Genomic DNA, 24,845 nt, shown 5'->3' with positions numbered 1-24,845 from the left:
GCCTCACGAACGTCTGGACGCCTGGCGTGATTCCATGGAGCTCGTCGAAATGATCTACCGACTGACCGAGGTATTTCCCGACCAGGAGCGTTACGGCCTGACTGCGCAATTGCGCCGCGCAGCCGTCAGCATCCCGTCGAACATCGCCGAAGGTGCGGCACGACGCTCCACTCCCGATTACTCCCGTTTTCTATCCATCGCACGTGGATCGCTTTCCGAACTGGACACGCAAGTCCAGATCGCCGCCCGACTGGGTTACAGCCGCAGTGAAGATGACCAGAGCGTCCGCCGTCAGGTCGACCTGGTGTTCGCCAAGCTCACTGCACTGATGAACGCCCTACGCAGACGTGGAGCCGCCTGATGCCCGCATCTACCCATTCCCCATTCCCGACTCCCTATTCCCATGCTCGATAAAGTCGTCATTGCCAACCGAGGTGAAATCGCGCTGCGCATCCTGCGCGCGTGCCACACGCTCGGCATCCGCACGGTCGCGGTGCACTCCACGGTCGACCGTAACCTCAAGCACGTGGCCATGGCCGACGAGTCGGTGTGTATCGGCCCGGCCGCGTCCAGCGACAGTTACCTCAACATCCCGGCGCTGATCGCCGCGGCCGAGGTCACCGACGCGCAGGCCATCCACCCCGGCTACGGGTTTCTCTCGGAAAACGCCGATTTTGCCGAGCGGGTGGAAGAATCCGGCTTCATCTTCATCGGCCCCAAGGCCGACACCATCCGCCTGATGGGCGACAAGGTCGAGGCGATCCGCGCGATGAAGGCCGCCGGCGTACCGTGCGTGCCCGGCTCGGGCGGCCCGCTGGGCGATGAGATCGTGGCCAACACCAAGATCGCGCGCGAAATCGGCTACCCGGTGATCATCAAGGCCGCCGGTGGCGGTGGTGGACGCGGCATGCGCGTGGTGCATTCGGAGGCCGCGCTGAAGGCGGCGATCGAAACCACCAAGTCCGAAGCAAAGGCCGCTTTCAGCAACGATCAGGTCTACATGGAGAAGTTCCTGGAGAACCCACGCCATGTGGAAATCCAGGTGCTTGCCGATGGCCAGGGCAACGCCATCCATCTGGGCGAGCGCGATTGCTCGATGCAGCGCCGTCACCAGAAAGTGGTGGAAGAAGCGCCGGCACCGGGCATCAGCGAAGAACTGCGCGCTGAGATCGGCAAGGTCTGCGTGGATGCGTGCATCCGCATCGGTTACCGCGGCGCGGGCACCTTCGAATTCCTGTTCGAAGGCGGCCGGTTCTACTTCATCGAAATGAACACGCGTATCCAGGTGGAACACCCGGTGACCGAGCGCATCACCGGCATCGACCTGGTGTGCGAGCAGCTGCGCATCGCCGCCGGCCACAAGCTGAGCATCAAGCAGAGCGACATCGTGCTGCGCGGGCATGCGATCGAGTGCCGCATCAACGCCGAAGACCCGGAAACCTTCATGCCCAACCCGGGCCTGATCACCGCCTTCCATCCGCCGGGTGGCCCGGGCGTGCGCGTGGATACGCACATCTATGCCGGCTACAAGGTGCCGCCGAACTACGACTCGATGATCGGCAAGCTGATCGTGCACGGCCCGGACCGCGAGACCGCGATCGCGCGCATGCGCGTGGCGCTGAGCGAGATGGTGGTGGACGGCATCAAGACCAACATCCCGCTGCAGCAGCGCATCATGCGCGACAAGGGCTTCCAGGCCGGTGGGCAGAACATCCACTACCTGGAAAAGCGACTGGCCGAACGCAAGAACAAGTCGATCGCGCTGGTCTGATCGCAGTAGCGCTGGCCAAGAAAAAGGCGGGGAAACCCGCCTTTTTCGTGTCTACGTGTGCGCTGGGAGCGTAGTGTTCAAACTACAGGGCCGCGGCATTGCGCCAGCGTGTTATCTGGCGAACGACTTACGCGTCACGTCTATGCGCCGAACCGTGCGACCGGCTTCATCGCATGGAGCGCTTCGCGTGCGTGGCCATGCGTCAGTACTGCGTGGCGAACCACCTACGCGTCACGCCTGCGCGCCGAACTGCGTGACCGGCTTCATCGCATGGAGCGCATCGCGTGCGTGGCCATGCGTCAGTACTGCGTGGCGAACCACCTGCGCGTCATGCTTGCGCGCCGAACTGCGTGACCGGCTTCATCGCATGGAGCGCTTCGCGTGCGCGACCATGCATCAGTGCTGCGTGGCGAACGATCTGCGCGTTACACCTGCGCGCAAAACTGTGTGACCGGCTTCGACGTGTGGAGCGCATCGCGTGCGCGGCCATGCATCAGTGCTGCGTGGCGAACGATCTGCGCGTTACACCTGCGCGCAAAACTGTGTGACCGGCTTCGACGTGTGGAGCGCATCGCGTGCGCGGCCATTGGCCGCTCGCACGCGCAATCGCGCATCACTGCACATCCGCGGCACTCAACGGCGCTTTGCTGCCGGTTGCTGGCTGCCGGGTACCGGCACCGCGCCGCTGGGCGAGGATGGGTCGACCACGGTCATGGTTTCGGTGGAGCCATCCGGCCACACCACCTGGAACGTGGCGCCGGCCGGCAGCGAGGCGAACGGCATGCCGCTGCTGGCGCGATACACCGCGGCCACCTGGCTGGCGCCGTGCTGGCGCAGCTGCGCGTCGGCACCGACAGTGATGCGCTTGACCGACAGCGGCTGGTAGCGGTGATCGGCGGTGTCGATCATCACGATGCCCACCGCTGCGGCCGAATACGCCACGAACAGCGCCACCCAGAACCAGAACTTGGCGCCGTGCGCCAACCGACGATAGTTCATGACTGTGTCTCCGACCGCGTTACGAGTGTATCGACCATCTCATCCACCTTGTCTGCTCCCTGCCGCGGCACCGCGGCATCGAATACGAACGACACGAAATCCTGTGCGCTATCGCGCGAGCAGATGCCCGCGTTGGCGCAATAACTGGTGACCAGCGTGCTTTGCGCGCTGCAATCCAGACCCAGCCTGCAGGCGGCGACCTGCCAGGCCAGCTCGGCGAACTGATCGCCCGCCACATAGCCGTCCAGGCTGTCATCGCCACTGGCGCGCGCGCCCATCGCCGGCGCCAGCGCCAGATACGCTTCCGGGTCGCGCGAGGCCAGCACGCGCTGAACCAGCGCGCGCTTGTAGCCGGGCGTGGTCTGCAAGGGTTCGCCCAACGCAAGCATGGCCGCTTCCGCAGCGAGGCTGCCGGCACGCGCAGCGGCCTGACGTTGCTGGGCCACCACGCGCGGGCTCAGCCCGTCGCTGGGCGCAAAGCCGGCGCAGCGCTGCGCCACGCGTTCGCGTGCGGCGTGCATGGCGGCCACGCCGGGCGCGGGTTGGCTGGCGATCCAGGCGCTGTCGGCCGCGTAGCCAGCCGGGCTCACCGCATAGGGGGCGCAGTAGTCGTAGACCCGGCTCAAGCGCCAACCGGCCTGCGCATCACCGGCGCGCACTTGTTGCTGCAGTTGCTGCGCGTAGCGGTAGAGATCCTGCGGCGGCTCGCCTGCGGTGCCGCGCGCCAGCTGCAACGCAGCGCTGCGCTCGGGCACCGCGTGCGGCTGGCCGGCTGTGGGTGCGACGTGCGCAGCCGCGGTCTCCACGACGGCCGCGGGCGCGACGCCCGCTGTTTGCGGACGCGCCTGCCACCACGCCGCCGCAAGCGCGGCGGGAGCGAGCAACAGCCAGAGATGGCGGGCACGAACGAGCGGCATGGACGGCAACAGGCCTGGCGCGGGAACGTCCCGCAGCGACGGCGCGGAGTCTATCACCGGCGCTGCTGCGGGTCGGCGTTGAAGCGGGCGCTAGCGCTTTTGTGGGATTCGGGATTCGGGATTCGGGATTCGGGATTCGGGATTCGGGAATTGGGAATTGGGAATTGGGAATTGGGAATTGGGAATTGGGAATCGGGAGTCGGGAATCGGGAGTCGGCGATTGGGGATTTGGGATTCGGTGATTCGTTCCATCCACATGATCGGTGCGAAGCACGCCACACACGCAAAAGGCTGCCGCTCTCCTTCCCTCCAACAAACACGTGCAGCCGCAGACAACGCGTTTCCCAGCGTAGGCGATGGGCCGTGCTGCCACGCGCCGCTCAGGGCGTGGCGCGCGAATCGTCTACGATGCACGTTTTACCGCCGCGACCGTCCCGATGCCGTTCCTTGAATTGACCCTGCCCTGCACCCGCGCCACCCAGCCCCGTTTCGAGAACGCGCTGGAAGATGTGGGCGCCTTGGCCGTGACCATGCTCGATGCCCATGCCGGCACCATCAACGAGCGCGCCATCCTTGAGCCGGGCGTGGGCGAGGTGCGGTTGTGGGAGGAGACAGAGCTCACCGCGCTGTTCGACGGCGACAGCGACCCGCTGATGCTGCTGGCCGCGCTGGAAGCCTTCGACCCGAGCCTGGACACGCGCCATGCGACGTTTCGCAGCGTGGAAGACAGCGCCTGGGAACGGGCCTGGATCGACCAGTTCAAGCCGATGCGCTTTGGCGCGCGCACCTTCATCGTGCCGTGGAATCAGGACCTGCCCGAAGAGGCCAACACGCCCGACGCGGCGGTGGTGCGGCTGGATCCGGGCCTGGCGTTCGGCTCGGGCACCCACCAGACCACCGCGCTGTGCCTGCGCTGGCTGGATGCGCTGGCCGGCGAGGGCCAGTTGCAGGGCTGCAGCGTGCTGGATTTCGGCTGCGGATCCGGCATCCTGGCCCTGGCCGCGCTCAAGCTCGGTGCGGCCAACGCGGTGGGCGTGGATTACGACCCGCAAGCGTTGCTGGCCACGGCCGAAAATGCCGAGCGCAATGCGATGGAAGCGCAAATGCAGGTGTACCTGCCGCAGGACGAACCCGTGCAGACCTACCCGGTGGTGCTGGCCAATATCCTGGCCACCGCACTGGACGCGCTGGCCGAGACCCTGGCCGCGCGCGTGGCGCCCGGCGGGCGCATTGCGCTGTCGGGCATCATGCAGGGCCAGGAGCAGGACCTGGTGCAGCGCTACACGCCCTGGTTCGAGCACCTGCACTGCGAATACGACGCGGAATGGGTACGCATCGACGGCGTTCGCCGCCACTGACTCACTCCGGCCGAAGTTCACCGCTGCGGATTCGCGCGGTGGTGACGGCATCCTCGACACTGATGGCGCGCAGCTGGGTCACCGGCTGCCAGCCAGCACGCTGCAGGGCCGCGCACCGCCAGCGGCTGGCCTGCCGCACCGCAGACGCGCGCATACCGAGCTCGACCAGACCCAGCGCCGCCCACGCCAGCAACCAGCCGCCGGCGGATGCACTGGCGAGCCACAGCCCGCCCGCACTGCCCAGCACTCCCATGCCGGCGGCCAGCAGCCGCCAATGGCGATGTCGCCATGCCCACCACCGGGGCGCCAGCGCCGGCCCCCAGTGCAGCCCGTCGATCACCGCGGTCCAGTCCTGGTCGCGGCGCCAGACCAGGTAGCGGGCCGCACCCGCAAAGCGCGCCACGGCTGGATCCAGCGGCGAATAGGCCGGCCAGGGTGTCGGCGGCACAGGTTTTGGGCGCGGCGCCGCACGCCAGCCCCACAGACGTTTGCACATGACGGCTCCTCCTTGAGTTCGCTGTGATGTCGTGATCACCCAGCGAACGCCAGTATCGCAAACATCTGCCGATATGAAAGTCATACGAACTATTCGATTGTGTCGCTGGCGCTATATCTCCCGGCCCGTTCCCGCCACCGGTGTCCGTGTGAGCAAGCTATACGAGCGTGTACGCGAGGCCCGCAGCTTGACCAAGCTGACCCAGGAAGCCCTGGCCGGCGAACTGGGCGTGACCCGCAGCGCGGTGGCGCAATGGGAGATGGCCGAAGGCACCGCGCCGTCGGTGGACAACCTGATCGGCCTGGCCAAGCGCAGCGGCATGACGTTCGAATATCTGGCCACCGGCCGCGGCGAGCGCGTGTTCGGCCCGCCGGTGTCCTCGATTGCCGAAGAACCCGCCCAATACCGCCACCTGGATGAGCAGCAGCGCGTGCTGCTGTCGCGCTTCGACGCATTGGCCCCGCGCCAGCGCACCGGCCTGCTCGATCTGCTGCTGGCCGAAGGCAAGCCGCGCCGGCGGCGCTGAGCTACACGCGGGGCCTTGTTGCTCCGCGGGGCAGTCGCCTGAGCCTGTGCGGCGCGGCGGCACCGCCTAATCCCTTTCATCGCAAGGCAGTGTTCGCTGGAAACAGTGCTTGCGATAAAACGTCGGCCTGTCTGAAGACACCTGCGGCATGGCGGCACGTCCCTGGGGCACCGCGCCGTGGCGCCGCATGCACCAGGTGGGTGCCGCAGTCACTGACAGCGGCAGCGGGTTCGCCATGCGGCGCGCGCGTGGTTGAATAGCGGTCTTCCCGCTGCACGCCTGCCGATGTCCGAGACTCCGCCTCCGCGCCGCCCGCTTGCCACGTTCCTGCGTGCGGCCCCGGCCGCCCCGCCGCTGGTCCCGACCCCGCCCGCGCCTTCGACCGCGCCGGCCGACACCGTAGTGCCTGCCCCCGAGCCCGCGCCGGTGGCAGCGCCGCTGGCCACGCCCGTTCCGGCGCCGGTACGTCCGTTGCCAGCGCCACCACGCAGCACGGAGGCCGCTCCGCCAGACGCCACTGCACGTGCGCCTGACACCCTGATTGCACCCACACGGCGAGACGCGCCGCTGCCGGCGTCGCCCCTGCCGTTGCCTGCCACGCCACCCGCACCGGTGCCGGCGCATTCGTCTGCACAGACTGCGGACCCGGCCATGCGCCGCAGTGCAGACGACCGGCCCACTGCAGCGGCGGCGATCGCTCCGGCAGTTGTAGCAACGTCTACAGCTCCGTTAGCTCCGGCCGCAGCAGCACACGCAACCAACGCCCCCGACCAACCTGCAATTGCAGCGCAGTCCGCTGCGAGCGCGCCAGGCGCCACAGTCACGCAAACGCCGCAGGCGTCCCCCCCGGCCAATCAAGACGGCCAGCCTGCCCCCGCTGCTCCCCAGGCGGCCCCGGAAGCAGAGGCAGGTGCATCGACCGAGGCCGAGCTGGAAGCAGATCCGGACGACACCGCAACCACGCCCGCCCCCACGTCCACATCGGCATCGGCATCGGCATCGGCATCCACATCCACATCCACACCAGCGTCGCCATCCTCCTCCCCAACTCCGGCCCCTACGCTGGAACCCGCCTTCGCCCGCCGCGGCCTGGTCCGGCCGCGGCTGCGCGCCAGCGGCTGGCAATGGGCGGTGCTGGTCGGCCTGGTACTGCTGCTGGGCCTGCAGATCGTGATCGCCGACCGCGCGCGCCTGGCCGGCGACGCGCGCTGGCGGCCGCTGGTGAGTGCGGCCTGTGCCGTTGCGCGCTGCGCGCTGCCGCCGTGGCGCGACCCGGCCACGCTGACCCTGCTGACGCGCGACGTGCGCCCGCTGCCCGCCTACCCGGGCGTGCTGCAGATCCAGGCCAGCTTCCGCAACGATGCACGCTGGGCACAGGCCTGGCCGTGGCTGCAGCTGTCGCTGTCCGATGCCGACGGCCGGGTAATCGGCACGCGGGTGTGCAGCCCGCAGGATTATCTGGGCCAGGCGCCCGCCGCGCAGGACACGCTGGCGCCCGGCCAAGCGGTGCAGGTGGCGTTTCGCGTCCGCGAACCGGCCGCGAGCACGGCCGCCTTCAGTTTTGATTTCCGTTGAGCGGACGCGACCTGAGCGCCACCCCACATGGGCGTGGCGAGCGGTGAGGTCACGCGCTAGACTCACTCCCCCTCGCCGGCCACGCGTCCCGGCTTCGTGACACTGGGAACCTCCTTTGAACGCAGCCCCCTCTCGTCCTGACAGCAGTCGTGGCGCCCCGAAGTCGCCGCTGCGCGAACACGTCGCGCAGTCCGTGCGCCGCTATTTGCGCGACCTCGACGGCAGCGATGCCGACGACGTGTATGAAATCGTGCTGCGCGAGATGGAAATCCCGTTGTTCGTCGAAGTGCTCAACCATTGCGAAGGCAATCAGAGCCGCGCCGCGGCCATGCTGGGCATTCACCGCGCCACGCTGCGCAAGAAGCTCAAAGAGTATGGGCTGACGTAGGTTTGGGAATCGGGAATCGGGATTGGGGAATCGCAACGGCGGTTTCGCGCGATGTGTGCATTCCCTGTGCGCATGAACATGCGTGGTTTGCACCGCAAATTAGGTTCGGGATGCGGGATGCGGGATGCGGAATCGCAACGGCGGTGTTGCGCTGTGTGTGCGTTTCCTGTGCGATGAAACACGTCTGGGTTGCACCACGATGGCGCAACGACTTGGGCACATGCGAGGTCTGACGGTTTAGCCGCTGTCACTGCTTGCCGACGGCGCGCTGCGGCACACCTCTTACGCCCAGCCGTAGCGAATCAGGTGGAAGAACACCGGCGCGGCGAAACACACCGAATCCAGCCGATCGAGCACGCCGCCGTGGCCTTCGATCATGTGGCCCCAATCCTTGATGCCGCGATCGCGCTTGATCGCCGACATCACCAGCCCGCCGAAGAAGCCCATCAGATTGGCCACCAGCGCCAGCCCGAACGCGTGCCACGGTGCGAACGGGGTGATCCACCATAGCGCCATGCCGAGCAGGCTGGCTGAGAGCACGCCACCGATGAAGCCTTCCACGGTCTTGGACGGCGACAGCTTCGGTGCAATCAGATGCCGGCCGGCCAGCTTGCCCCACACGTACTGCAACACGTCCGAGGACTGCACCACGATCACCAGGAAGGCGATCAGCAGCAGATTCCGCCCGGCATAACCGGGGATCTCCAGATTCAGCAGTGCCGGCACGTGCGAGATGCAGAACACGCAGATCATCAAGCCCCACTGCACCTTGGCGGTGCGCTCAAGATAACGCGTGGTGTCGCCGCCGATGGTGGCCAGGATCGGCAGCACCAAAAACGCATAGACCGGGATCAGCAACGTGTACATGCCATACCAACCCGTCCACACCAGCCCGTACTGCCAGGGCAACACGATGTAGAACGCCGCCAGCAGCGCGTAGTAGTCGCCGCGCCGGGTGGGCGTGAGGGTGATGAACTCGCGCAGCGCGAACAACGACACCAGCGCAAACAGCCCGATCACCCCGGCGCGCCCGAACACGAACGCAATGCCTACCACGCCGGCCATCACCCACCAGGCGCGGATGCGGGCCACCAGATTATCGAGCACTGCGCTGGGCTGCGCGCGCGCACGCCAACGCAAGGTTTCGGAAATGAGCGTGGCCACCACCAACACCAGCGCAATGCCGCTGAACAACCATAGCGTCTGCTGGTGCATCGAGGACTGCTGCAACTGCCCACTGAACGCATACGGATTCATGCGCGCGCCTCCAGCTGGTCCGGCGACAACGCCAGCAGCGCCTCACGCGCACGTGCCAGAAACGCCTGCTTGTCTTCGTCGGCCTCCAGCCGCAATGGCGCACCAAAAGTGGTGGTGCACAACAGCGGCAACGGCAGCCACTTGCCCATGGGCATCACGCGCTTGAGGTTATCGATCCACACCGGCACGAACTCCAGTTCCGGGCGTTGCCGCGCCAGGTGGTACAGCCCACTCTTGAACGGCAACACGCCCTCGTCGGGATTGCGCGTGCCCTCGGGAAACAGGATCAGCGAATCGCCGGCGTCCACCGCATCGCACAGACATTCGACCGGGTCGCGGGTGCGGCGCGCCGCATCGCGTTCGATCAGCACGCCGTTGAACACCGCGTGGATCAGGTAGCGGCGCAATGCGGTGCGTTGCCAGTAATCGGCCGCGGCCACCGGGCGGACTTCATGCCGCAGGCTGGCCGGCAGCGAGGACCAGATCAGCACGAAGTCACCGTGGCTGGCGTGGTTGCCGTAGTACACGCGGCGTTCGTTGGACGGCGCGCAGCCGCGCCACAACGCGCGGGCACCGGTGAGGGTGCGGATGGCGCCACTGCAGGCACGCGCGATCAAACGGGCAATCATGTCCACTCCAATGCGCGCACGATCATGCGCAGCCGCAACACCACCGTCAGCACCGCACCGGCGATCAACACCGCCAGTGCGCCAATCAACACCCACGCCGCCGCACGCGGCTGGCCCATCCATTGCAGCGGCAGCGCCAGTACGGTCATCAACGACAACCAGTGCATGCGCTGCACGCGACTCATCGGCCCCTGCCGCGGCTCGGCGGTGCCACAGGCCAGCCCGAGCATGCGCACGTAGGCGGTGGCCACGCAGCACAATGCCGCGGCCCAGCCCAGTTGCGCGGCCCACGGCACGCTCGCCTGCAGCCCGTAGCCCAAGCCGATGCACACCAGCACATCCGACAGGCGATCTGGTGCGTCGTTGTAGACCTCGCCGGCGCGCGACACCAGCCGCGCCTGACGCGCCAGCACGCCATCCAGGCGGTTGCACCACAGCCGTCCCTGCAGCCCGAGCAGGGCCAGCAGCAGCGGCGCGGCACCTTCGCGCGCCGGCGCGCTCAAGGCGATGTAGAACATCAGCCCAGCCAGCGCCGCGAAGGCGATGCCCACCCACGACACGCCATTGGGTGTGGCGCCGCGTCCGCGCAAAGCGCGTGCCAGCTGCCGTTGCCGCGCACGCAGCCCGGTTGTCTCGTGTGCCATCAGTCGCCTCCCCCGCCACATCCACCACAGCCGCCGCCACCATCGCCGCCGCTGTCGCCTCCTCCTCCATCGCCGCCGTCACCACCACCGCCGCAGCTGCTACCCGTGCTGTCGTGGTGATGCGTGTTCGGTGCGCGGATCTCGTGGTAACTGGCCCAGGGTGTGCCGACCAACGCCACCGTGCCGTACAGCGCCACGGCCTCGCCCGGATCGGCGCCGGTCCGCGCAGCATCGCGGCGCACTGCCTGGCGGCGCGCCTGCAGACGCGCATCACCGGACAGGGTGCGCCGCACCGGCACCAGCAAAAAGCCCAGGACCAGCACGCTGGTCAGCACCATGCAGCCGAGCAGGTACCCCACCGGAGACCCGCCCTGCACGCCAATCACCAGCTTGCATGCGCCCAGCACCCACACCACTGCCACCGGCACGGTGCTGACAGCGCGCACCCAGCGCGCAGCGCCAGGCGCAAGCCACAGCCCCTTGTCGATCAATTGCTGTCTGACCGGCCCGGCAAGCCCGCGCAGGGCCTGCCAGGCCACGGTGGGATCTTCGGCACTGCGCAGCGCCTGCAGCGCCGGTTCCAGTGCAGGCGGCACCGCAATGCGCGGCTGCCATCGCACCCATCGCCGTGCCTGTGCATCCTCATCGCGGTCCAGGTAAACCGCGTTTCGCACCAGCAACTCGGTGAACAACAGATCGGCAACGCGATCGGCGCCACCGCTCAGGTAGGCGAATTCGCTGGCATCAACGGCATCGACCGCACGTGCGCGGCCACCACGCAATGCCCGCCGCAACCACGCCGAGGTGGACCAGCCCAGCGCGATCAACGTGATGAAAAACGGCAGGAAGTGGACCCCGCGCCATTGCAACGGCTGCGGTACGCCGCCATTGGCCGAGTAGGCAAGCCAGGCGGCGACCGCTGCGGCAAACGCCCAGCCGATGACCGCGCGCGGGAGTCGCCTGACCGACGGCGGCGCTGGCTCGCCGCGCAGCGCACGTAACGCGTCCGATGACGCGTCATCGGACGCATCATCGTGCGCCGCCGGCACGGCTGTGGGAGCCGGCCGCGGGGCCGGCCACAGCAGTGCCGGCGGCGCGCCAAACTGCAGCTCATACCGCTCCAGCGTGGCGCGGTATTGCTGCTGGAAGCGCGCATCCTCGGCGGTGCTGCCGCGGCCGGGTTGATGATGCAGCGTGGCCTGCAACACCTGCGGGCAAAAGCTGTCCCAGTACTCGCGGGTGTCGGTGAGATGGGTGTGCCAGACCTGATCGACCAAGGGGCTGGGCGTGGCCTGCGCGGTGCTGGTGCAGGCCAGAAAACAGAAGCGCCGGTATTCCTCTACCAATTGCTGCGCCACCGCCACGCTGCAGTGCGCCTGCTGGGCGACGCGGCGCTCGAAGGCAGGCAAGGCATCCGCATCTGGGCCGAAGGCATACGCCTGCAGCCGCAGCCATAACGCGCGCTGCTCAGGTGTGGCCTGCAGTGGCACCGCCGGCGAGGTGGTCACAGCATCCCCTTGGCCAGCAGGCCGATCGCCAAGACCAGTACCTGCAACGCGGCGCACAGCAGCTGCCTGCGCAGCAGGCCGCGCATGCCGCGCCACCGCGCAGTCCAATCACGTACGGGCGGGGCATGGCGGAGCAGCCCGATGTCTTGCAAGGCCTGGTCGAGTTGCTGGGCGGCTTGGGTGTCATCGGCATGACCGCGTTCCAGCTGGCCGAGCACCGCGTCGAGCAGGTCGGCGTCCAGGCCCACCCGAAACGCCCAATAGCGCTGCGCGAGGCCGGCCAACGCGCTCAGCGCATAGGCAACTTGCGCAACCGTTGGTGCATCAGTGATGCCCAGCAACAACACCGCAGCAGCCAGCAGCAGCACCGCGCAGCGGTCGATTGCCGCGCCCTGGCGCAACAGCGCGCGCATGCTGGCCAGCGTCATCACCGCGGTCATGCAGGCACCTGCGCGATAAGCGCATCGGCCGCAGCATCATTGGCACACGCAGCGGCAATCGCCGCCTGGTGATGAGGCCCCAGCACGATCGACGGGCGCGCCGCGCGCACGCAGGCCATGGCCTCGCTGATGCTGGCCGCGCGCTGGCTGAGCACCAGCCACGTCACCACGCTGGCCGCACTGCGCGAATAGCCCAGCGCGCAGCACACCAGCACCGGCCCATGCGCGCGCGCGGCCTCGATCGCCTGCGCGGCAGCACGCAGGCTGGCGGGCGCCGGCGCCACCAGATCCAGCATCGGAATGATGCGGTCGTTCGCATGCGCATGGCGCAACGACAGTTCCGCACTGACATCCACCACCGCGAATGCCGCGCGCTGCGCCGGCAACGGAATCCGCCCCAACCACACGTCGTCGCACACCGCACGCGGCAACGGCGCGCGCCGCGTCCACAGCCGCGAGTTGCACCACGCCGCTAGCAGATAGGGGGCATACAACCAGCGCGCGGCCAGGCTCAGTTGCCCATCGCTGCGCTTTTGAAACCCGCCCGGCCCCAGCAGTGCGTAATTGAGCGCCACCAGCAGCAGCGCGCCACTCATCCACAGCAGCCACAGTGCCGCACCGCCCAGCCACAGCGCCATGCCAGCCGTCACGCCTGCGCCACCCAGATACAGCGCCGCGAGCCGCCAGCGCCGCGGGTCGCGCGCGAGGCGTGCATCGGTCCACGGTGCTGCGATGCGCTCGGGCAACAGCCACACGCATAGCCACCCGGCCGCCAGCCCGGTGGGCACATCGATGAAATGATGCTGGTAGGTGGTGAGCACCGAGATGCCGATCAGCGCGAACCACCCATGCAGCAGCCAACGCCACATGCCCTGCAGCTGCGCGCCGTAGCGCACCCACAACACCACCAGCAGCACGATGTGCAGCGATGGCGCCTGGTTGTACGGCTTATCGAAGCCCAGCAGCACCGCAAACAACCACCCGAACACGCCCTCGGTGTCGGGCCGCACGAAGCTGTAGCGCAACGGCCACAGCAGGAAACAGCTCACGCACAGCAGCTGTGCGGTGAACAGGCGCAATGCATGCGTGTCCAGTTGCCGCCGCGTGCGGCAGGTAAAAAACGATACCGCGTAGAACACGTCGATGGACCAGTACGGCACGATGGTCCACGGCCAGAACGGCATGCCGTGTTCCCAGCCGAACACCACCGACGGCACGCTGGCCGCGCGCCCAGCCAAGGTATTGGCCAGCCCGTAGCTGAGGAAGAAGAACGGCCCCAACACCGCCAGCCATAGCGCGGCACGAGCGAACGGGCGCGCGCCTGCATTCATGCGTTGATCCGCTGCGCCAGCGACACGGTGAAGATGCCGAACGCGTCGATGCGCTGGTCCACCTTGCGAAACCCGGCCGCTTCCACCAGGCCGTCCATCTCCTGCTGGCTGCGCCGGCGCATCACCCAGGCCACGCCATCGCGATGACTGGTGAGTGCGCGCGCAATGAATTCCAGCTGCGGATGCCAGGGCTGCCCGGTGTAGAGCAGATAGCCGCCGGGCGGCACCGCCGCGGCCACGCCAGCGAGCGAGCGCGCCACCTGGTCGTTGTCGGCAAACAGTTCGTACAGGCCCGACACCACAGCCAGCGTGGGCGCCGGGTCCACCGCGCCCACCGAGACTGGATCGAACGCATCGCCCTGCTCGAAGCGCGCGATGTCGCCTGCACCCAGCGCCTGGATCAACGCCGCACCCTGGGTGACATTGAGCGGGCTGAAGTCGCGCAGCACGATCGCATCGGCGCGTTGCGCGCCGCTGCCCAGCGCTTCCAGCACGTAGCGGCCATGCCCGGCAGCGATGTCCAACACGCGCACCGGTTGCCCGGCCTGGCGCAGGCGGGTGGCGGTTGCGCGCAGCAATTCGCCCAGATGCGCGCCACGGATGCGGATGCCGCGCCAGCCGATGGCGTTGAGGTAATTGCGGTCGATCATGCGGCCGAGCGGCCCGCGCCCACGCGCCTGGTTGCGATAGATGTAATCCAGCGTGCTGCCGGAATCGAAGCCGGTCTGCAGGCCCAGCGCGATGCCTTCGGACAATGTGCCACCCAGCCGCAGGCCCGCACGCACACCGCGCCAGCGCAGGTCTTGCAGGCTGTTGCGTTGCGACGGCCAGGCCAGGCGTTCGGCTTCTTCGAAACTCGGTCCCGCACGATGCGCGTCGCGCAGGTCCGCGCGCACCGGTGGCTGCGCAAAGCGCTCGCTGACGAACTGACGGATCTGCGCAATCGCTATCGCACGGTCGCGCTCACCCAAGGTGTCGTGGAAGAACCCGGGCAGAAAATGCCGTTGCTTGATCGGCGAGCGCAGGTTCTCATAGAAGCGGTCCTGCGGGCCGCGATGCACAACGAAATCCGCGCCGGAGACCAGCAACTGGGTCGGCACGGTGATCGCCTGCGCATCGGCCACCACGCGGTCGGCCGCCGCGTACAGCCCCAGCAGCACACGCACCGAAATCGGCCGGGTGATCAACGGATCGGTACGGTAGCTGTCCACGCGCGCCGGATCATGCGTCAGCCACTGCGGCTTGACATAGCTGTTGACGAAGAAGTTGCCGCGCAGCGCCTGCATCAGCGCCAGCCCCGCGCGTGCAAACGGCACGTACAACTTGACCTTGAACGCCGGCGAGGCCAGCACCAGCGCGCGCAGCGGCGGCGCGTAGTCATGCACCCAGGTGGATGCCACCACCGCGCCCACGCTCTGCGCGATCACCACGATGTCCTGCACCGCGATGCCGTGGGTGGCACCGATGTGCGCAATGAAGCTGTCCAGGTCGCGCACCAGCGCGTCGAAGCCGGGCGCGTCGCCGCGCGCGCCGGGCGAGCGCCCGTTGCCGCGCGCATCCCAGGCAAAGAACTGCGCGTCCGGCAGCTGCAATTCTTCGGCCAGGTGCATCACCCGCCCGGAATGCTCGTGCCCACGGTGCAGCAACACCACGGCCTTGGGCGGCGTCGCGGCATCGGCAGTGGCCTGCACCGGCCAGTGCCGATAAAACAGGGGCGCACCATCGAAACTGGCGAACTCGCGCTCTACAACTGTGCGCATCGGATCATCCTGAGGGGAAAGAGGTTGGGGATCGAGAAAAACCGGGCGCTGCGCGTCAGCGCGCAGCGGCGTCGGCCAGGCCGGCGCGCACGCGCCGCCACACGGTTGCGGCGCAGGCCAGGCACAGCAGCAGCGCGGCCCAGGTGACGCCATGCCCGCCAAGCAGGCCAAACGCCAGCGCCAGACCGAGCGCACCAATGACGAAGGCGCGGTCGCTCTTGCCCATCGGCCCGTCGTAGCGGCGGCCCGCGCCGACCATCAGCCCGAGCACGCCGGCGTATTCGGTCAGTGCGGCCAGCAGCGCAAAGCTCCACAGCGCGCTGGCATTGACGCCGGGCACGCCGAGCAGGCTCAAGTACAAGGTTGCATCGGCAACCACGTCGCACAGCTCGTTGAGGTAGGCGCCCAGGCGCGATTGTTGGCCGAACTCGCGCGCCAGCATGCCGTCGATGGCGTTGAGCGCCATGCGCAGCAGCATCCACACCGGCAGCAACAGATACAGCAGCGGCCAGCTGGCGCCGGCGCGGTACACCACCGCGGCCACCAGCACCGAGATGGCCGCCGCGATCAGGGTGACCTGATTGGCGGTGATGCCGCCGCGGTAGAGCGCGCCAACCATGGGCCGCAGCAGGTCCTGGAAGCGTCCTTTCAGAGCATAGATCGAGGCCATACCGGTGGTTGAGTCCATTCGAGCGCTGGCGCAGCCTACAATATCGGCTGCCCCGCAACGACTGCCCTTTCACCCATGGCCTCTGATTTCCTGCCCGTGCGCCGGGCCCTGCTCTCCGTTTCCGACAAGACCGGCTTGATCGACCTGGCCCGCGCGCTGGTGGCGCGCAATGTCGAGCTGCTGTCCACCGGCGGCACCGCCAAGGCAATCCGCGATGCGGGCCTGCCGGTGAAGGACGTAGCCGAGTTGACCGGTTTCCCGGAAATGATGGACGGCCGCGTCAAGACCCTGCACCCGCTGGTGCACGGCGGCCTGCTCGGCCGCGCCGGCGTCGACGAAGCAGTGATGGCCGAACACGGCATCGCGCCGATCGACCTGCTGGTGCTAAACCTGTATCCGTTCGAGTCGGTCACCGCCAAGGCCGACTGCACGCTGGCCGATGCGGTGGAAAACATCGACATCGGCGGCCCGGCGATGCTGCGCAGCGCGGCGAAGAATTTCGCGCGCGTGGCGGTGGCCACCGACCCGGCGCAATACGCCGACCTGCTGGCCGAGCTGGAGGCCAACAACGGCCAGCTCTCGGCGGCCCAGCGCTTTGCGCTTTCGGTGGCCGCGTTCAACCGCGTGGCGCAGTACGACGCGGCGATCAGCAACTATCTCTCGGCCGTGGCCGACAGTGCGGAGAGCGTGCCTACGCGCAGCCCGTTCCCGGCGCAGATCAATTCGAATTTCATCAAGGTGATGGACCTGCGCTACGGCGAGAACCCGCACCAGTCCGGCGCGTTCTACCGCGACCTGTATCCGGTGCCGGGCACGCTGGCGACCTTCCAGCAGCTGCAGGGCAAGGAACTGAGCTACAACAACCTGGCCGATGCCGATGCGGCGTGGGAATGCGTACGCCAGTTCGATGCGCCGGCTTGCGTGATCGTCAAGCACGCCAACCCGTGCGGCGTGGCGGTGGGCGTGGCCTGCGGCGATGCCTATGAGCTGGCCTATGCCACCGACCCCACCAGCGCGTTCGGCGGCATCCTGGCGTTCAACCGCACGCTGGATGCGGCCACCGCCAAGGCCATCCTGGACCGCCAGTTCGTCGAAGTGCTGATCGCCCCGGACTACGAGCCCGGCGCGCTCGACTACGCGACCAAGAAGGCCAACGTGCGCGTGCTCAAGATCCCGCACGGCGCGGGCCTCAACAACTACGACACCAAGCGGATCGGCTCTGGCCTGCTGATGCAGTCGGCCGACAACCGCGGCATGTCCCTGGGCGAGCTGAGCGTGGTGACCAAGCGTGCACCCAGCGATGCCGAACTGGCCGATCTGCTGTTTGCCTGGCGCGTGGCCAAGTACGTCAAATCCAACGCGATCGTGTATGCCAAGGACAGCCGCACCATTGGTGTGGGCGCCGGGCAGATGAGCCGCGTGGTCAGCGCCAAGATCGCCGCGCTCAAGGCCGAAGAAGCCAAGCTTACGGTGGCCGGCTCGGTGATGGCATCGGATGCATTCTTCCCGTTCCGCGACGGTATCGATGCCGCAGCGGCGGCCGGCATCCAGGCGGTGATCCAGCCGGGCGGCTCGATGCGCGATGGCGAAGTGATCGCCGCCGCCGACGAACACGGTCTGGCGATGGTGTTCACCGGCGTGCGCCACTTCCGGCATTGATCAGCGCGACTATCATTCTTGAGATTTGGGTGAATTCGATTGAACAATTCCGCCAGCAATCTACTAGCAATTCTCGAAAGTTGCCGTCAGCAACCCAAGCATCTATCTTGCGCGGACACATGGAAGAATGTTCTAGCAGTCGATTCAAATGAAAAACTGATCGGAGCACTAGGAGAGTTCTTTTATTTAACAGAGGCTGCTGCCAACGAGGTATTAGCGGTTCACGCCGACAAATCCAGCGTTGAATACTGGAAAGTCAGAATTATTAACGGATTTTATTCCGCCAACTTAGGATCGAAATGGCAGGAATTTATTCAAAATATCGATGACGTGACCATTTTTACATTGAGAACGCATGCAGCGCTTTTGGATCTGAAACGTCCGGCTCGAAATGCAAACTTTGAAGAACTTGCAGCAATAGGTTTACTACTGGAAGAAGCTGCTCGTCTTTTGATGGAACTGGAGCTTAGCGATGAGGCGAAGGAAATTCTCTTAAGTCGGATAGAACAGCTGCAGTCACTTCTCCGGAGGTACCGTTTTGTGAGCCCGTCTGCCGTTTTAGATTCCGCAAAAGTTTTAGCAGCCGAAATCTCTATCGCAGAGAAAGAAGAACCGGAAGTCGTGCGCAACTCGAAATTTTATACCACTATAAAAGACGGGCTAGGCATGCTTGCTGATGCTACTCAGGTAGCAAGCGCCAAGCCTATTTTTGTAGGAACAACCACCTATCTTTTAGGTTTATTCTCTTGAAAATCCTCGTCATCGGCTCCGGCGGCCGTGAACATGCCCTGGCCTGGAAGATCGCGCAGTCCGCGCGCGTGAGCGAGGTGCTGGTCGCACCGGGCAATGCCGGCACCGCCACCGAAGCCAAGTGCCGCAACGTGGCGATCAAGGTCGATGACCTGGATGGTCTGCTGGCGCTGGCACAGCGCGAGGCCGTTGCGCTCACCGTGGTCGGTCCGGAAGTGCCGCTGGTGCTGGGCGTGGTCGACCGCTTCCACGCCGCTGGCCTGCGCATCTTCGGGCCCACCGCCAAGGCCGCGCAGCTGGAAGGCAGCAAGGCGTTCGCCAAGGACTTCCTGGCCCGCCACGGCATTCCCACCGCGTATTACGCCGTGCATACCGACGTGGATGCCGCGCTGGCCTACGTGCGCGAGAAGGGCACACCGATCGTGGTCAAGGCCGACGGCCTGGCTGCCGGCAAGGGCGTGATCGTGGCGATGACGCTGGGCGAGGCTGAAGATGCGGTGCGCGACATGCTCTCGGGCAATGCGTTCGGCGATGCCGGCGCACGCGTGGTGATCGAGGAATTTCTGGACGGCGAAGAAGCCAGCTTCATCTCGATGGTCGACGGCACACACGCCTTGCCGATGGCCACCAGCCAGGACCACAAGCGCGTGGGCGATGGTGACACCGGCCCGAACACCGGCGGCATGGGCGCGTATTCGCCGGCACCGGTGGTCACACCCGAGGTGCATGCGCGGGTGATGCGCGAGGTGGTCGAGCCGACCGTGCAGGGCATGATCGCCGACGGCGTGCCATTCACCGGCTTCCTCTACGCCGGGCTGATGATCGATGCGCACGGCGCGCCCAAGGTGATCGAATTCAACGTGCGCTTCGGCGACCCGGAAACGCAGCCGGTGATGCTGCGCCTGCAATCGGATCTGGTGGATCTGGTGGAAGCGGCCATCGACGGCACCCTCGACACCGCGCAGGCGCAGTGGGACCCGCGCCCGTCGCTGGGCGTGGTCATCGCCGCAAAGCCCTATCCGGAAACCCCGGTCACCGGCGAGGTCATCACCGGCCTGGACGCGGTGCCGGCCAGCGCCAAGGTCTTCCATGCCGGCACCGCGCTCAATGCCGCAGGCGAGGTAGTCAGCGCCGGTGGCCGCGTGCTGTGCGTGGCCGCGCTGGGCGACAGCGTGCTGGACGCGCAACGTACCGCCTACGCCGGCCTGCAGCCGATCCAGTGGGCCAGCGCCTTCCAGCGCAGCGACATCGGCTGGCGCGCGATCGCCCGCGAGCGCGACGCGCAGGCCTGATGCATGGCGCGCGGCGGCGGCGGCCACGCCGCCTACTGACAAAGGACTAGCCGGCCTGCACACCGGCGGCGCGTGCCTGCGGCAATAATGCCCGGGCACGCTTGCCCTTCAGAGACCGTGGCCACCACTTCGTTCGAATCCCGCCTCAGCCGCCTGTGGGCCCATGAAAAGGCCAGCTATGGCCTGCGTGTGTTCATCGCGCTGGCGGTGGCCATGGGCGTGTGCTGGCACTGGCAGCAGCTCACCGCGGTGCCGGCGCTGTTCCTGGGCGCGATCGCCAGCGCCATCGCCGAGACCGACGACAACTGGCTGGGCCGCAGCAAATCGGTGCTGCTCTCGCTGCTGTGCTTCGCTGCGGCTGCGGCCGCGGTGGTGGTGCTGTTCCCGTATCCGCTGGCGTTCGTCACCGGCATGGCCGTGGCCACCTTCTCGCTTACCCTGCTGGGCGCGCTGGGCGAGCGCTATGCCTCGATCGCGCAGGCCACGGTGGCCTTGTCGATCTACGCCATGATCGGCATGGACCAGCACGGCAGCCACGATCCGCGTATCGCCTGGCATGGCGCAGCGCTGCTGCTGGCCGGCGCCACCTGGTACGGCGTGCTGTCGATCCTGTGGACCATCCTGTTCGCCAATCGCCCGGTGCGCGAGCGGCTGTCGCGGCTGTTCTTCGAACTGGGCCGCTATCTCACGCTCAAGGCCGACCTGTTCGAACCGGTGCGGCAAAGCGACCTGCATGCACGCCGGCTGGCGCTGGCCGAACAGAACGCCAAGGTGGTGGGCGCGCTCAATGCGGCCAAGACCGCGATCATGAGCCGCTTCGGCCGCTCCGGCCGGCCGGGCGTGCAGTCCGGGCTGTATTTCCGGCTGTACTACATGGCGCAGGAATTCCACGAACGCGCCAGCTCCTCGCACTACCCGTACGAAGCGCTGACCGACGCGTTCTTCCACAGCGATGTGCTGTACCGCTGCCAGCGCCTGCTCGCGCTGCAGGGCAAGGCCTGCGCCGCGCTGGGCGAGGCAATCCGGCTGCGCCAGCCGTTCGATTACGGCGATCACAGCCGCCTGGCCACCGACGATCTGCGCCAGTCGCTGGACTACCTGCACGCCCGCGCCGACCCCGCGCTCACCCGCCTGCTCGGCGCGCTGGAATTGCTGGTCACCAACCTGCAGACCATCGAGCGGCGGCTGTCCGAAGCGGCGCAATTCGATTCCACCAGCGACAACCTCGACACCCGCCTGCGCGATTCCTCGCCGCACACCGTGCGCGAGATGGCCGCTCGCCTCGGCCAGCAACTCACGCCCGGCTCGGTGCTGTTCCGCCACGGCCTGCGTATGGCCATTGCGCTGGTGGTGGGCTACGCGGTGATGCAATCGATCCATGCCGACAACGGGTACTGGATCCTGCTCACCACAGCGTTCGTGTGCCGGCCCAACTACGGCGCCACGCGGCTGCGACTGGTGCAACGCATTGCCGGCACCTTGATCGGCCTGATCGCCACCTGGGCGTTGATGCAGTTGTTCCCCGGCACCGAGGTGCAGTTGCTGCTCGCACTGGCCGCGGCGCTGATCTTCTTCATCACCCGCACCGACCGCTACATGCTGGCGACCGCCGGCATCACGGTGATGGCGTTGTTCTGCTTCAACCTGCTCGGCGATGGCTTCGTACTGATCTGGCCACGCCTGATCGACACCGTGATCGGCTGCGCCATTGCCGCCGCCGCCTCGTTCCTGATCCTGCCAGACTGGCAAGGCCGCCGCCTCAACCAAGTGATGGCCACCGTGCTGGCCAGCTGCGCGCGCTATCTGGCACAGGTACTGGAGCAGTACGCCAGCGGCATGCGTGATGATCTTCCGTACCGCATCGCCCGGCGCGACATGCACAACGCCGATGCCGCGTTGTCGGTGGCGCTGTCGAACATGTTGCGCGAACCCGGCCGCTACCGCCGCAACCTGGACGCGGGCTTCCGCTTTCTGGCGTTGTCCAACACGCTGTTGGGGTATCTGTCGGCGCTAGGCGCGCACCGGGCCGCGCTCGATGGCGAACACGACGCCGGCATTGCCCAGGCCGGCGATTACCTGCAGCGCACACTCGGCGAGATCGCCAACGCCCTCAGCCTGCGCCAGGTGCTACCCGTGCACGATGAAACCGAAGAACTGACCATGGCCGATGCACTCGAGCAGCACGCCGTACAACTTCCACCCAAGCAACGCCTGGTGCGCGACCAACTGGCGCTGACCCTGCGCCTGCTGCCCAAGCTCCGCGCCGCGGCGGTGGCGGTCACCGCTGCCCCGGTCGAGGCCACCGCGCCCAAGGCACTGCAGGGCGCTTGACCTTTAGGCAGTGCGTGATCGGCACACCGCCGTCTCTGCCAAGTCGTCAGCACCTGCAGGTGGCCCCACACGAGAGGCCTGGGTCGAACAATCACCCGCATTTCAGCGGTCCCCCTCGCGCGCACCGCCACCATTGCAGACCACACGCATCTGCAACACTCACCCACCCGCTGCTGCACTTAGAGCGGCTAACAACACGTCGCGAGCAGCTGTCAGGTGGGTGCGGAGGAACCGGAGTGTATGGGGGTCCATGCCGATTCCCAGCACCGGCCGCGCCCGCCTGGCGGCTGCGCAGTCGTTTTGATCGCTGCGCTTACTTCCAGCTGCCACGCGCCACACTGAGGGCCACCCAGCCCAGCGCGGCCAGCGCCAGTACCGCGCCGCCGATCACCACCCCATTCCAGCCGGCCTGCGCATACGCCGCAGTGCCCAAGGTGGAGCCCACCGCGCCACCGATGAAATAGCAGGTGATATACGCGGAGGTGATGCGGTTGCGTGCATGCGGATTGCGCTGATAGATCACGCTCTGGTTGGCGATGTGCACGCCCTGCACCGCGATATCCAGCAACAGCACGCCGATGATCAGCAACACGATCGAGTGCGGTGCGAAGGCCAGCAGCCCCCACGACAGCAACAGCATCACCAGCCCGCCCCAGCTGACGCGGTCGCCGTGCCCATGGTCGGACCAGTGCCCGGAGCGGTTGGCCGCCAACGCGCCAGCAGCACCGATCAGTCCAAACAAGCCGATCACCGCGGTGCCATAGCCATAGCCCGGCCCGGACAGCAGGAACGCCAGCGTGGTCCAGAACATGCTGAAGCCGGCAAACAGCAGCCCACCCAGCACCGAACGCGAACGCAGCACCGCATCGTCGCGCAGCAGCGTCAGCACCGAGCCCACCAACTGCGGATACGACAGTTGCGCATTGCCTGGATGGCGCGGCAGCCCGCGCCACAACAGGCCGGCGGTGAGCAGCAGCAGAGCCGCGGCAATCCAGTACACGGTGTGCCAGCCACCAACACCGGCCAGCAGCCCGGCAGCGGTGCGGGCCAGCAGGATCCCCAGCAACAGCCCGCTCATCACCGTGCCGATCACCCGCCCGCGCTCCTGCGGGGCGGCCAGGGTGGCCGCGAACGGCACCAGGATCTGCGCCGCCACCGAGCTGGCACCAGTGACGATCGTGCCGGCCAGCAACATGCCGAAACTGTGCGAGGCCGCGCTCACCAGCAGGCCCAACGCACTGAGCACAAACAAGCCCACGATCAACCCGCGCCGCTCCAGCCGGTCGCCCAGCGGCACCAGCAGCAACAGGCCGGCCGCGTAGGCCAGCTGCGCGGCGGTGACCACTGCCCCGGCGGTGCGCACCTGGATCTGGAACGCCTGCGCCAGGGTTTCCAGCAGCGGTTGCGCGTAGTAATTGCTGGCCACGGCCAGGCCGGTGGCTGCGGCCATCAGCAGTACCAGCCGGCGCGGCAGCGGTGGGTGGGAAATCGGTTCCGACGTCATGGCAGCAACCTGGTGTGAAGTGGATGGGGCGCAGTGTGGTCGGCACAGGGCCATCTTTCCAATGTATTGTTTTCACTGTTCCCATCTTGTTTCGAGATCGCATGTTGACCCTGCGCCAGCTGGAGTTCGCCGTGGCGGTAGCCGACGAAGGCGGCTTCACTGCGGCCGCGCGCCGCTGCAACACCGTGCAATCCGCGCTCAGCCACCAGGTCGCCAAGATCGAGGAGCTGCTGGGCGCGCGCCTGTTCGAACGCGGCACCCGCCAGGTGCGCCCCACCGCCGCCGGCGAGGTGTTTCTGCACAACGCGCGGCAGACGCTGCGCGCGGCCGAGCGCCTGCATGAAGAAATGGCCCAGGCACTGGGCACCGTGCGCGGCCGGCTCACGTTGGGGCAGATCTCCTCGCTCACCACGGTGCAGTTGCCGGCGCTGCTGCACCGCTTCCGCAGCGCACATGCGCACGTGGATGTGCACCTGCGCACGGCCATGAGCGACGCCCTGCTGCACGACCTGCGCGAAGGCCGGCTGGATCTGGCCCTGGTCGGCGTCGGCCCGCAGGTGGCGGTGCCGGAGCAGCGCCTGCTGCTGCACGAAGAGGCACTGGCGCTGATCGTCGCGCCCGGCCACCGCTTCGCCAGCCGCAAGCGCGTGGCATTGGCCGAGCTGGACGACGAGCCGATGGCCGGGCTGATTCCCGGCGCCGGCGTGCGCGGCATCATCGACGCGGCCTTCGACCAGGCCGGCCTGCACCAGCGCCTACAATACGAAGTCACCCATGCCGATCTGGTACGCGAGCTGGTCGCCGCCGGGCTGGGCGTGGGCATCGTGCCGCAGACCATGGCCGGCGCCATGCGTGGCGTGGTGGCGCTGGCGCTGAAGGAGCACTTCCGCTTCCTCACCTATGCGGTCTGGCGGCCGGACCCGACCCCGGCCACGCGCGCCTTCATCACCCTGCTGCGCGCGCAGGTGGAGCAGCAGCGCCCGGCGCGGCGCCCGGTGCGCTGAGCCGCAGCGGGCGCTCCCAGCCCGGCGCTGAAGCCT

23 protein-coding genes and 1 other RNA gene are annotated in these 24,845 nt (G+C 67.3%); 11 read left to right on the top strand and 13 right to left on the bottom strand.

Features of this window, described 5'->3' with window-relative positions; all coding sequences use genetic code 11:
- Positions 1-34: 34 nt before the first annotated feature.
- Both ACCQ09_RS02610 and accC read left to right on the top strand, forming a co-directional pair.
- Positions 35-361 carry a four helix bundle protein gene (locus ACCQ09_RS02610; RefSeq protein WP_194734332.1) on the top strand — a complete coding sequence of 109 codons (327 nt, stop codon included), beginning with the start codon at positions 35-37 and terminating at the stop codon, positions 359-361.
- Positions 362-403: 42 nt separating this feature from the next.
- Positions 404-1,771 (top strand): acetyl-CoA carboxylase biotin carboxylase subunit, encoded by a 1,368-nt coding sequence (gene accC / locus ACCQ09_RS02605; protein ID WP_040940515.1) that lies wholly within the window; start codon positions 404-406, stop codon positions 1,769-1,771.
- A gap of 633 nt (positions 1,772-2,404) precedes the next feature.
- Here the strand turns inward: accC and ACCQ09_RS02600 are convergent.
- Positions 2,405-2,770 carry a hypothetical protein gene (locus ACCQ09_RS02600; RefSeq protein ID WP_011035763.1) on the bottom strand — a complete coding sequence of 122 codons (366 nt, stop codon included), beginning with the start codon at positions 2,768-2,770 and terminating at the stop codon, positions 2,405-2,407.
- Complete coding sequence (locus tag ACCQ09_RS02595; RefSeq protein ID WP_011035762.1) at positions 2,767-3,687, bottom strand: hypothetical protein; 921 nt, start codon at positions 3,685-3,687, stop codon at positions 2,767-2,769. Before ACCQ09_RS02595 ends, ACCQ09_RS02600 begins: the two co-directional genes overlap by 4 nt.
- Before the next feature lie 437 nt (positions 3,688-4,124).
- On the opposite strand from ACCQ09_RS02595, the gene prmA reads away from it, so the two are divergent.
- Positions 4,125-5,045, top strand: a complete 921-nt coding sequence (gene prmA, locus ACCQ09_RS02590; protein ID WP_011035761.1) for a 50S ribosomal protein L11 methyltransferase — start codon at positions 4,125-4,127, stop codon at positions 5,043-5,045.
- A 1-nt stretch (position 5,046) separates the two neighbouring features.
- Here the strand turns inward: prmA and ACCQ09_RS02585 are convergent, their stop codons facing one another.
- On the bottom strand, positions 5,047-5,541 hold the full coding sequence (locus ACCQ09_RS02585) for a hypothetical protein (RefSeq protein WP_012437220.1): 495 nt from the start codon (positions 5,539-5,541) through the stop codon (positions 5,047-5,049).
- A gap of 148 nt (positions 5,542-5,689) precedes the next feature.
- Between ACCQ09_RS02585 and ACCQ09_RS02580 the strand changes: the two genes are divergently transcribed.
- The 3 genes from ACCQ09_RS02580 to fis all read left to right on the top strand — a co-directional run bounded on the left by ACCQ09_RS02580 (position 5,690) and on the right by fis (position 8,030).
- Positions 5,690-6,067 (top strand): helix-turn-helix domain-containing protein, encoded by a 378-nt coding sequence (locus ACCQ09_RS02580; RefSeq protein WP_011035759.1) that lies wholly within the window; start codon positions 5,690-5,692, stop codon positions 6,065-6,067.
- A 285-nt stretch (positions 6,068-6,352) separates the two neighbouring features.
- Positions 6,353-7,642 (top strand): DUF3426 domain-containing protein, encoded by a 1,290-nt coding sequence (locus ACCQ09_RS02575; RefSeq protein ID WP_011035758.1) that lies wholly within the window; start codon positions 6,353-6,355, stop codon positions 7,640-7,642.
- 115 nt (positions 7,643-7,757) lie between these two features.
- Positions 7,758-8,030, top strand: a complete 273-nt coding sequence (fis, locus tag ACCQ09_RS02570) for a DNA-binding transcriptional regulator Fis (RefSeq protein ID WP_011035757.1) — start codon at positions 7,758-7,760, stop codon at positions 8,028-8,030.
- Positions 8,031-8,312: 282 nt separating this feature from the next.
- Here the strand turns inward: fis and ACCQ09_RS02565 are convergent, their stop codons facing one another.
- From ACCQ09_RS02565 to ACCQ09_RS02530, 8 genes are read right to left on the bottom strand one after another with little or no spacing between them, the layout of a single operon-like run.
- Positions 8,313-9,287: a phosphatidate cytidylyltransferase gene (locus ACCQ09_RS02565; protein ID WP_012437216.1), complete on the bottom strand. Its 975-nt coding sequence runs from the start codon at positions 9,285-9,287 to the stop codon at positions 8,313-8,315.
- Positions 9,284-9,916 carry a lysophospholipid acyltransferase family protein gene (locus ACCQ09_RS02560; RefSeq protein WP_040940514.1) on the bottom strand — a complete coding sequence of 211 codons (633 nt, stop codon included), beginning with the start codon at positions 9,914-9,916 and terminating at the stop codon, positions 9,284-9,286. Before ACCQ09_RS02560 ends, ACCQ09_RS02565 begins: the two co-directional genes overlap by 4 nt.
- Positions 9,913-10,560: a CDP-alcohol phosphatidyltransferase family protein gene (locus tag ACCQ09_RS02555; protein ID WP_019237209.1), complete on the bottom strand. Its 648-nt coding sequence runs from the start codon at positions 10,558-10,560 to the stop codon at positions 9,913-9,915. Before ACCQ09_RS02555 ends, ACCQ09_RS02560 begins: the two co-directional genes overlap by 4 nt.
- Entirely contained in the window at positions 10,560-12,068 is a 1,509-nt protein-coding gene (locus ACCQ09_RS02550; RefSeq protein WP_019237208.1) for a TIGR04222 domain-containing membrane protein, read from the bottom strand. The genes ACCQ09_RS02555 and ACCQ09_RS02550 overlap by 1 nt, the downstream gene beginning before the upstream one ends.
- Positions 12,065-12,508 carry a hypothetical protein gene (locus ACCQ09_RS02545; RefSeq protein ID WP_011035751.1) on the bottom strand — a complete coding sequence of 148 codons (444 nt, stop codon included), beginning with the start codon at positions 12,506-12,508 and terminating at the stop codon, positions 12,065-12,067. The genes ACCQ09_RS02550 and ACCQ09_RS02545 overlap by 4 nt, the downstream gene beginning before the upstream one ends.
- A complete protein-coding gene (locus ACCQ09_RS02540; protein ID WP_011035750.1) occupies positions 12,505-13,839 on the bottom strand; it encodes a phosphatase PAP2/dual specificity phosphatase family protein in 1,335 nt (444 codons plus the stop codon). The genes ACCQ09_RS02545 and ACCQ09_RS02540 overlap by 4 nt, the downstream gene beginning before the upstream one ends.
- Positions 13,836-15,599, bottom strand: a complete 1,764-nt coding sequence (locus ACCQ09_RS02535; protein WP_228428380.1) for a bifunctional alpha/beta hydrolase/class I SAM-dependent methyltransferase — start codon at positions 15,597-15,599, stop codon at positions 13,836-13,838. Before ACCQ09_RS02535 ends, ACCQ09_RS02540 begins: the two co-directional genes overlap by 4 nt.
- A gap of 55 nt (positions 15,600-15,654) precedes the next feature.
- Positions 15,655-16,269: a CDP-alcohol phosphatidyltransferase family protein gene (locus ACCQ09_RS02530; protein ID WP_040940510.1), complete on the bottom strand. Its 615-nt coding sequence runs from the start codon at positions 16,267-16,269 to the stop codon at positions 15,655-15,657.
- A gap of 75 nt (positions 16,270-16,344) precedes the next feature.
- Here ACCQ09_RS02530 and purH point away from each other — a divergent pair, with 75 nt between their 5' ends.
- The 4 genes from purH to yccS all read left to right on the top strand — a co-directional run bounded on the left by purH (position 16,345) and on the right by yccS (position 22,301).
- Positions 16,345-17,928: a bifunctional phosphoribosylaminoimidazolecarboxamide formyltransferase/IMP cyclohydrolase gene (gene purH, locus ACCQ09_RS02525; RefSeq protein ID WP_011035747.1), complete on the top strand. Its 1,584-nt coding sequence runs from the start codon at positions 16,345-16,347 to the stop codon at positions 17,926-17,928.
- A gap of 39 nt (positions 17,929-17,967) precedes the next feature.
- Positions 17,968-18,678, top strand: coding sequence for a hypothetical protein (locus ACCQ09_RS02520; protein ID WP_227971961.1), 711 nt, complete (start codon positions 17,968-17,970; stop codon positions 18,676-18,678).
- Entirely contained in the window at positions 18,675-19,970 is a 1,296-nt protein-coding gene (gene purD, locus ACCQ09_RS02515; protein ID WP_228428379.1) for a phosphoribosylamine--glycine ligase, read from the top strand. The genes ACCQ09_RS02520 and purD overlap by 4 nt, the downstream gene beginning before the upstream one ends.
- A 117-nt stretch (positions 19,971-20,087) precedes the next feature.
- A complete protein-coding gene (yccS, locus tag ACCQ09_RS02510) occupies positions 20,088-22,301 on the top strand; it encodes a YccS family putative transporter (protein ID WP_040940508.1) in 2,214 nt (737 codons plus the stop codon).
- A gap of 186 nt (positions 22,302-22,487) precedes the next feature.
- Here yccS and ACCQ09_RS02505 read toward each other — a convergent pair.
- A non-coding RNA gene (locus tag ACCQ09_RS02505) (sX9 sRNA) lies at positions 22,488-22,553 on the bottom strand.
- Positions 22,554-22,614: 61 nt separating this feature from the next.
- Positions 22,615-23,805: an MFS transporter gene (locus ACCQ09_RS02500; protein WP_011035744.1), complete on the bottom strand. Its 1,191-nt coding sequence runs from the start codon at positions 23,803-23,805 to the stop codon at positions 22,615-22,617.
- A gap of 101 nt (positions 23,806-23,906) precedes the next feature.
- Between ACCQ09_RS02500 and ACCQ09_RS02495 the strand changes: the two genes are divergently transcribed.
- Positions 23,907-24,809, top strand: coding sequence for a LysR family transcriptional regulator (locus tag ACCQ09_RS02495; RefSeq protein ID WP_040940507.1), 903 nt, complete (start codon positions 23,907-23,909; stop codon positions 24,807-24,809).
- Positions 24,810-24,845 lie beyond the last annotated feature (36 nt).

Origin of the sequence: Xanthomonas sp. NCPPB 2586, from assembly GCF_041475775.2 — a bacterium.
Taxonomy (GTDB): domain Bacteria; phylum Pseudomonadota; class Gammaproteobacteria; order Xanthomonadales; family Xanthomonadaceae; genus Xanthomonas; species Xanthomonas campestris.
Note: the sequence above shows the minus strand (reverse complement) of the source record. Positions and strands in the feature narration are given on the sequence as shown.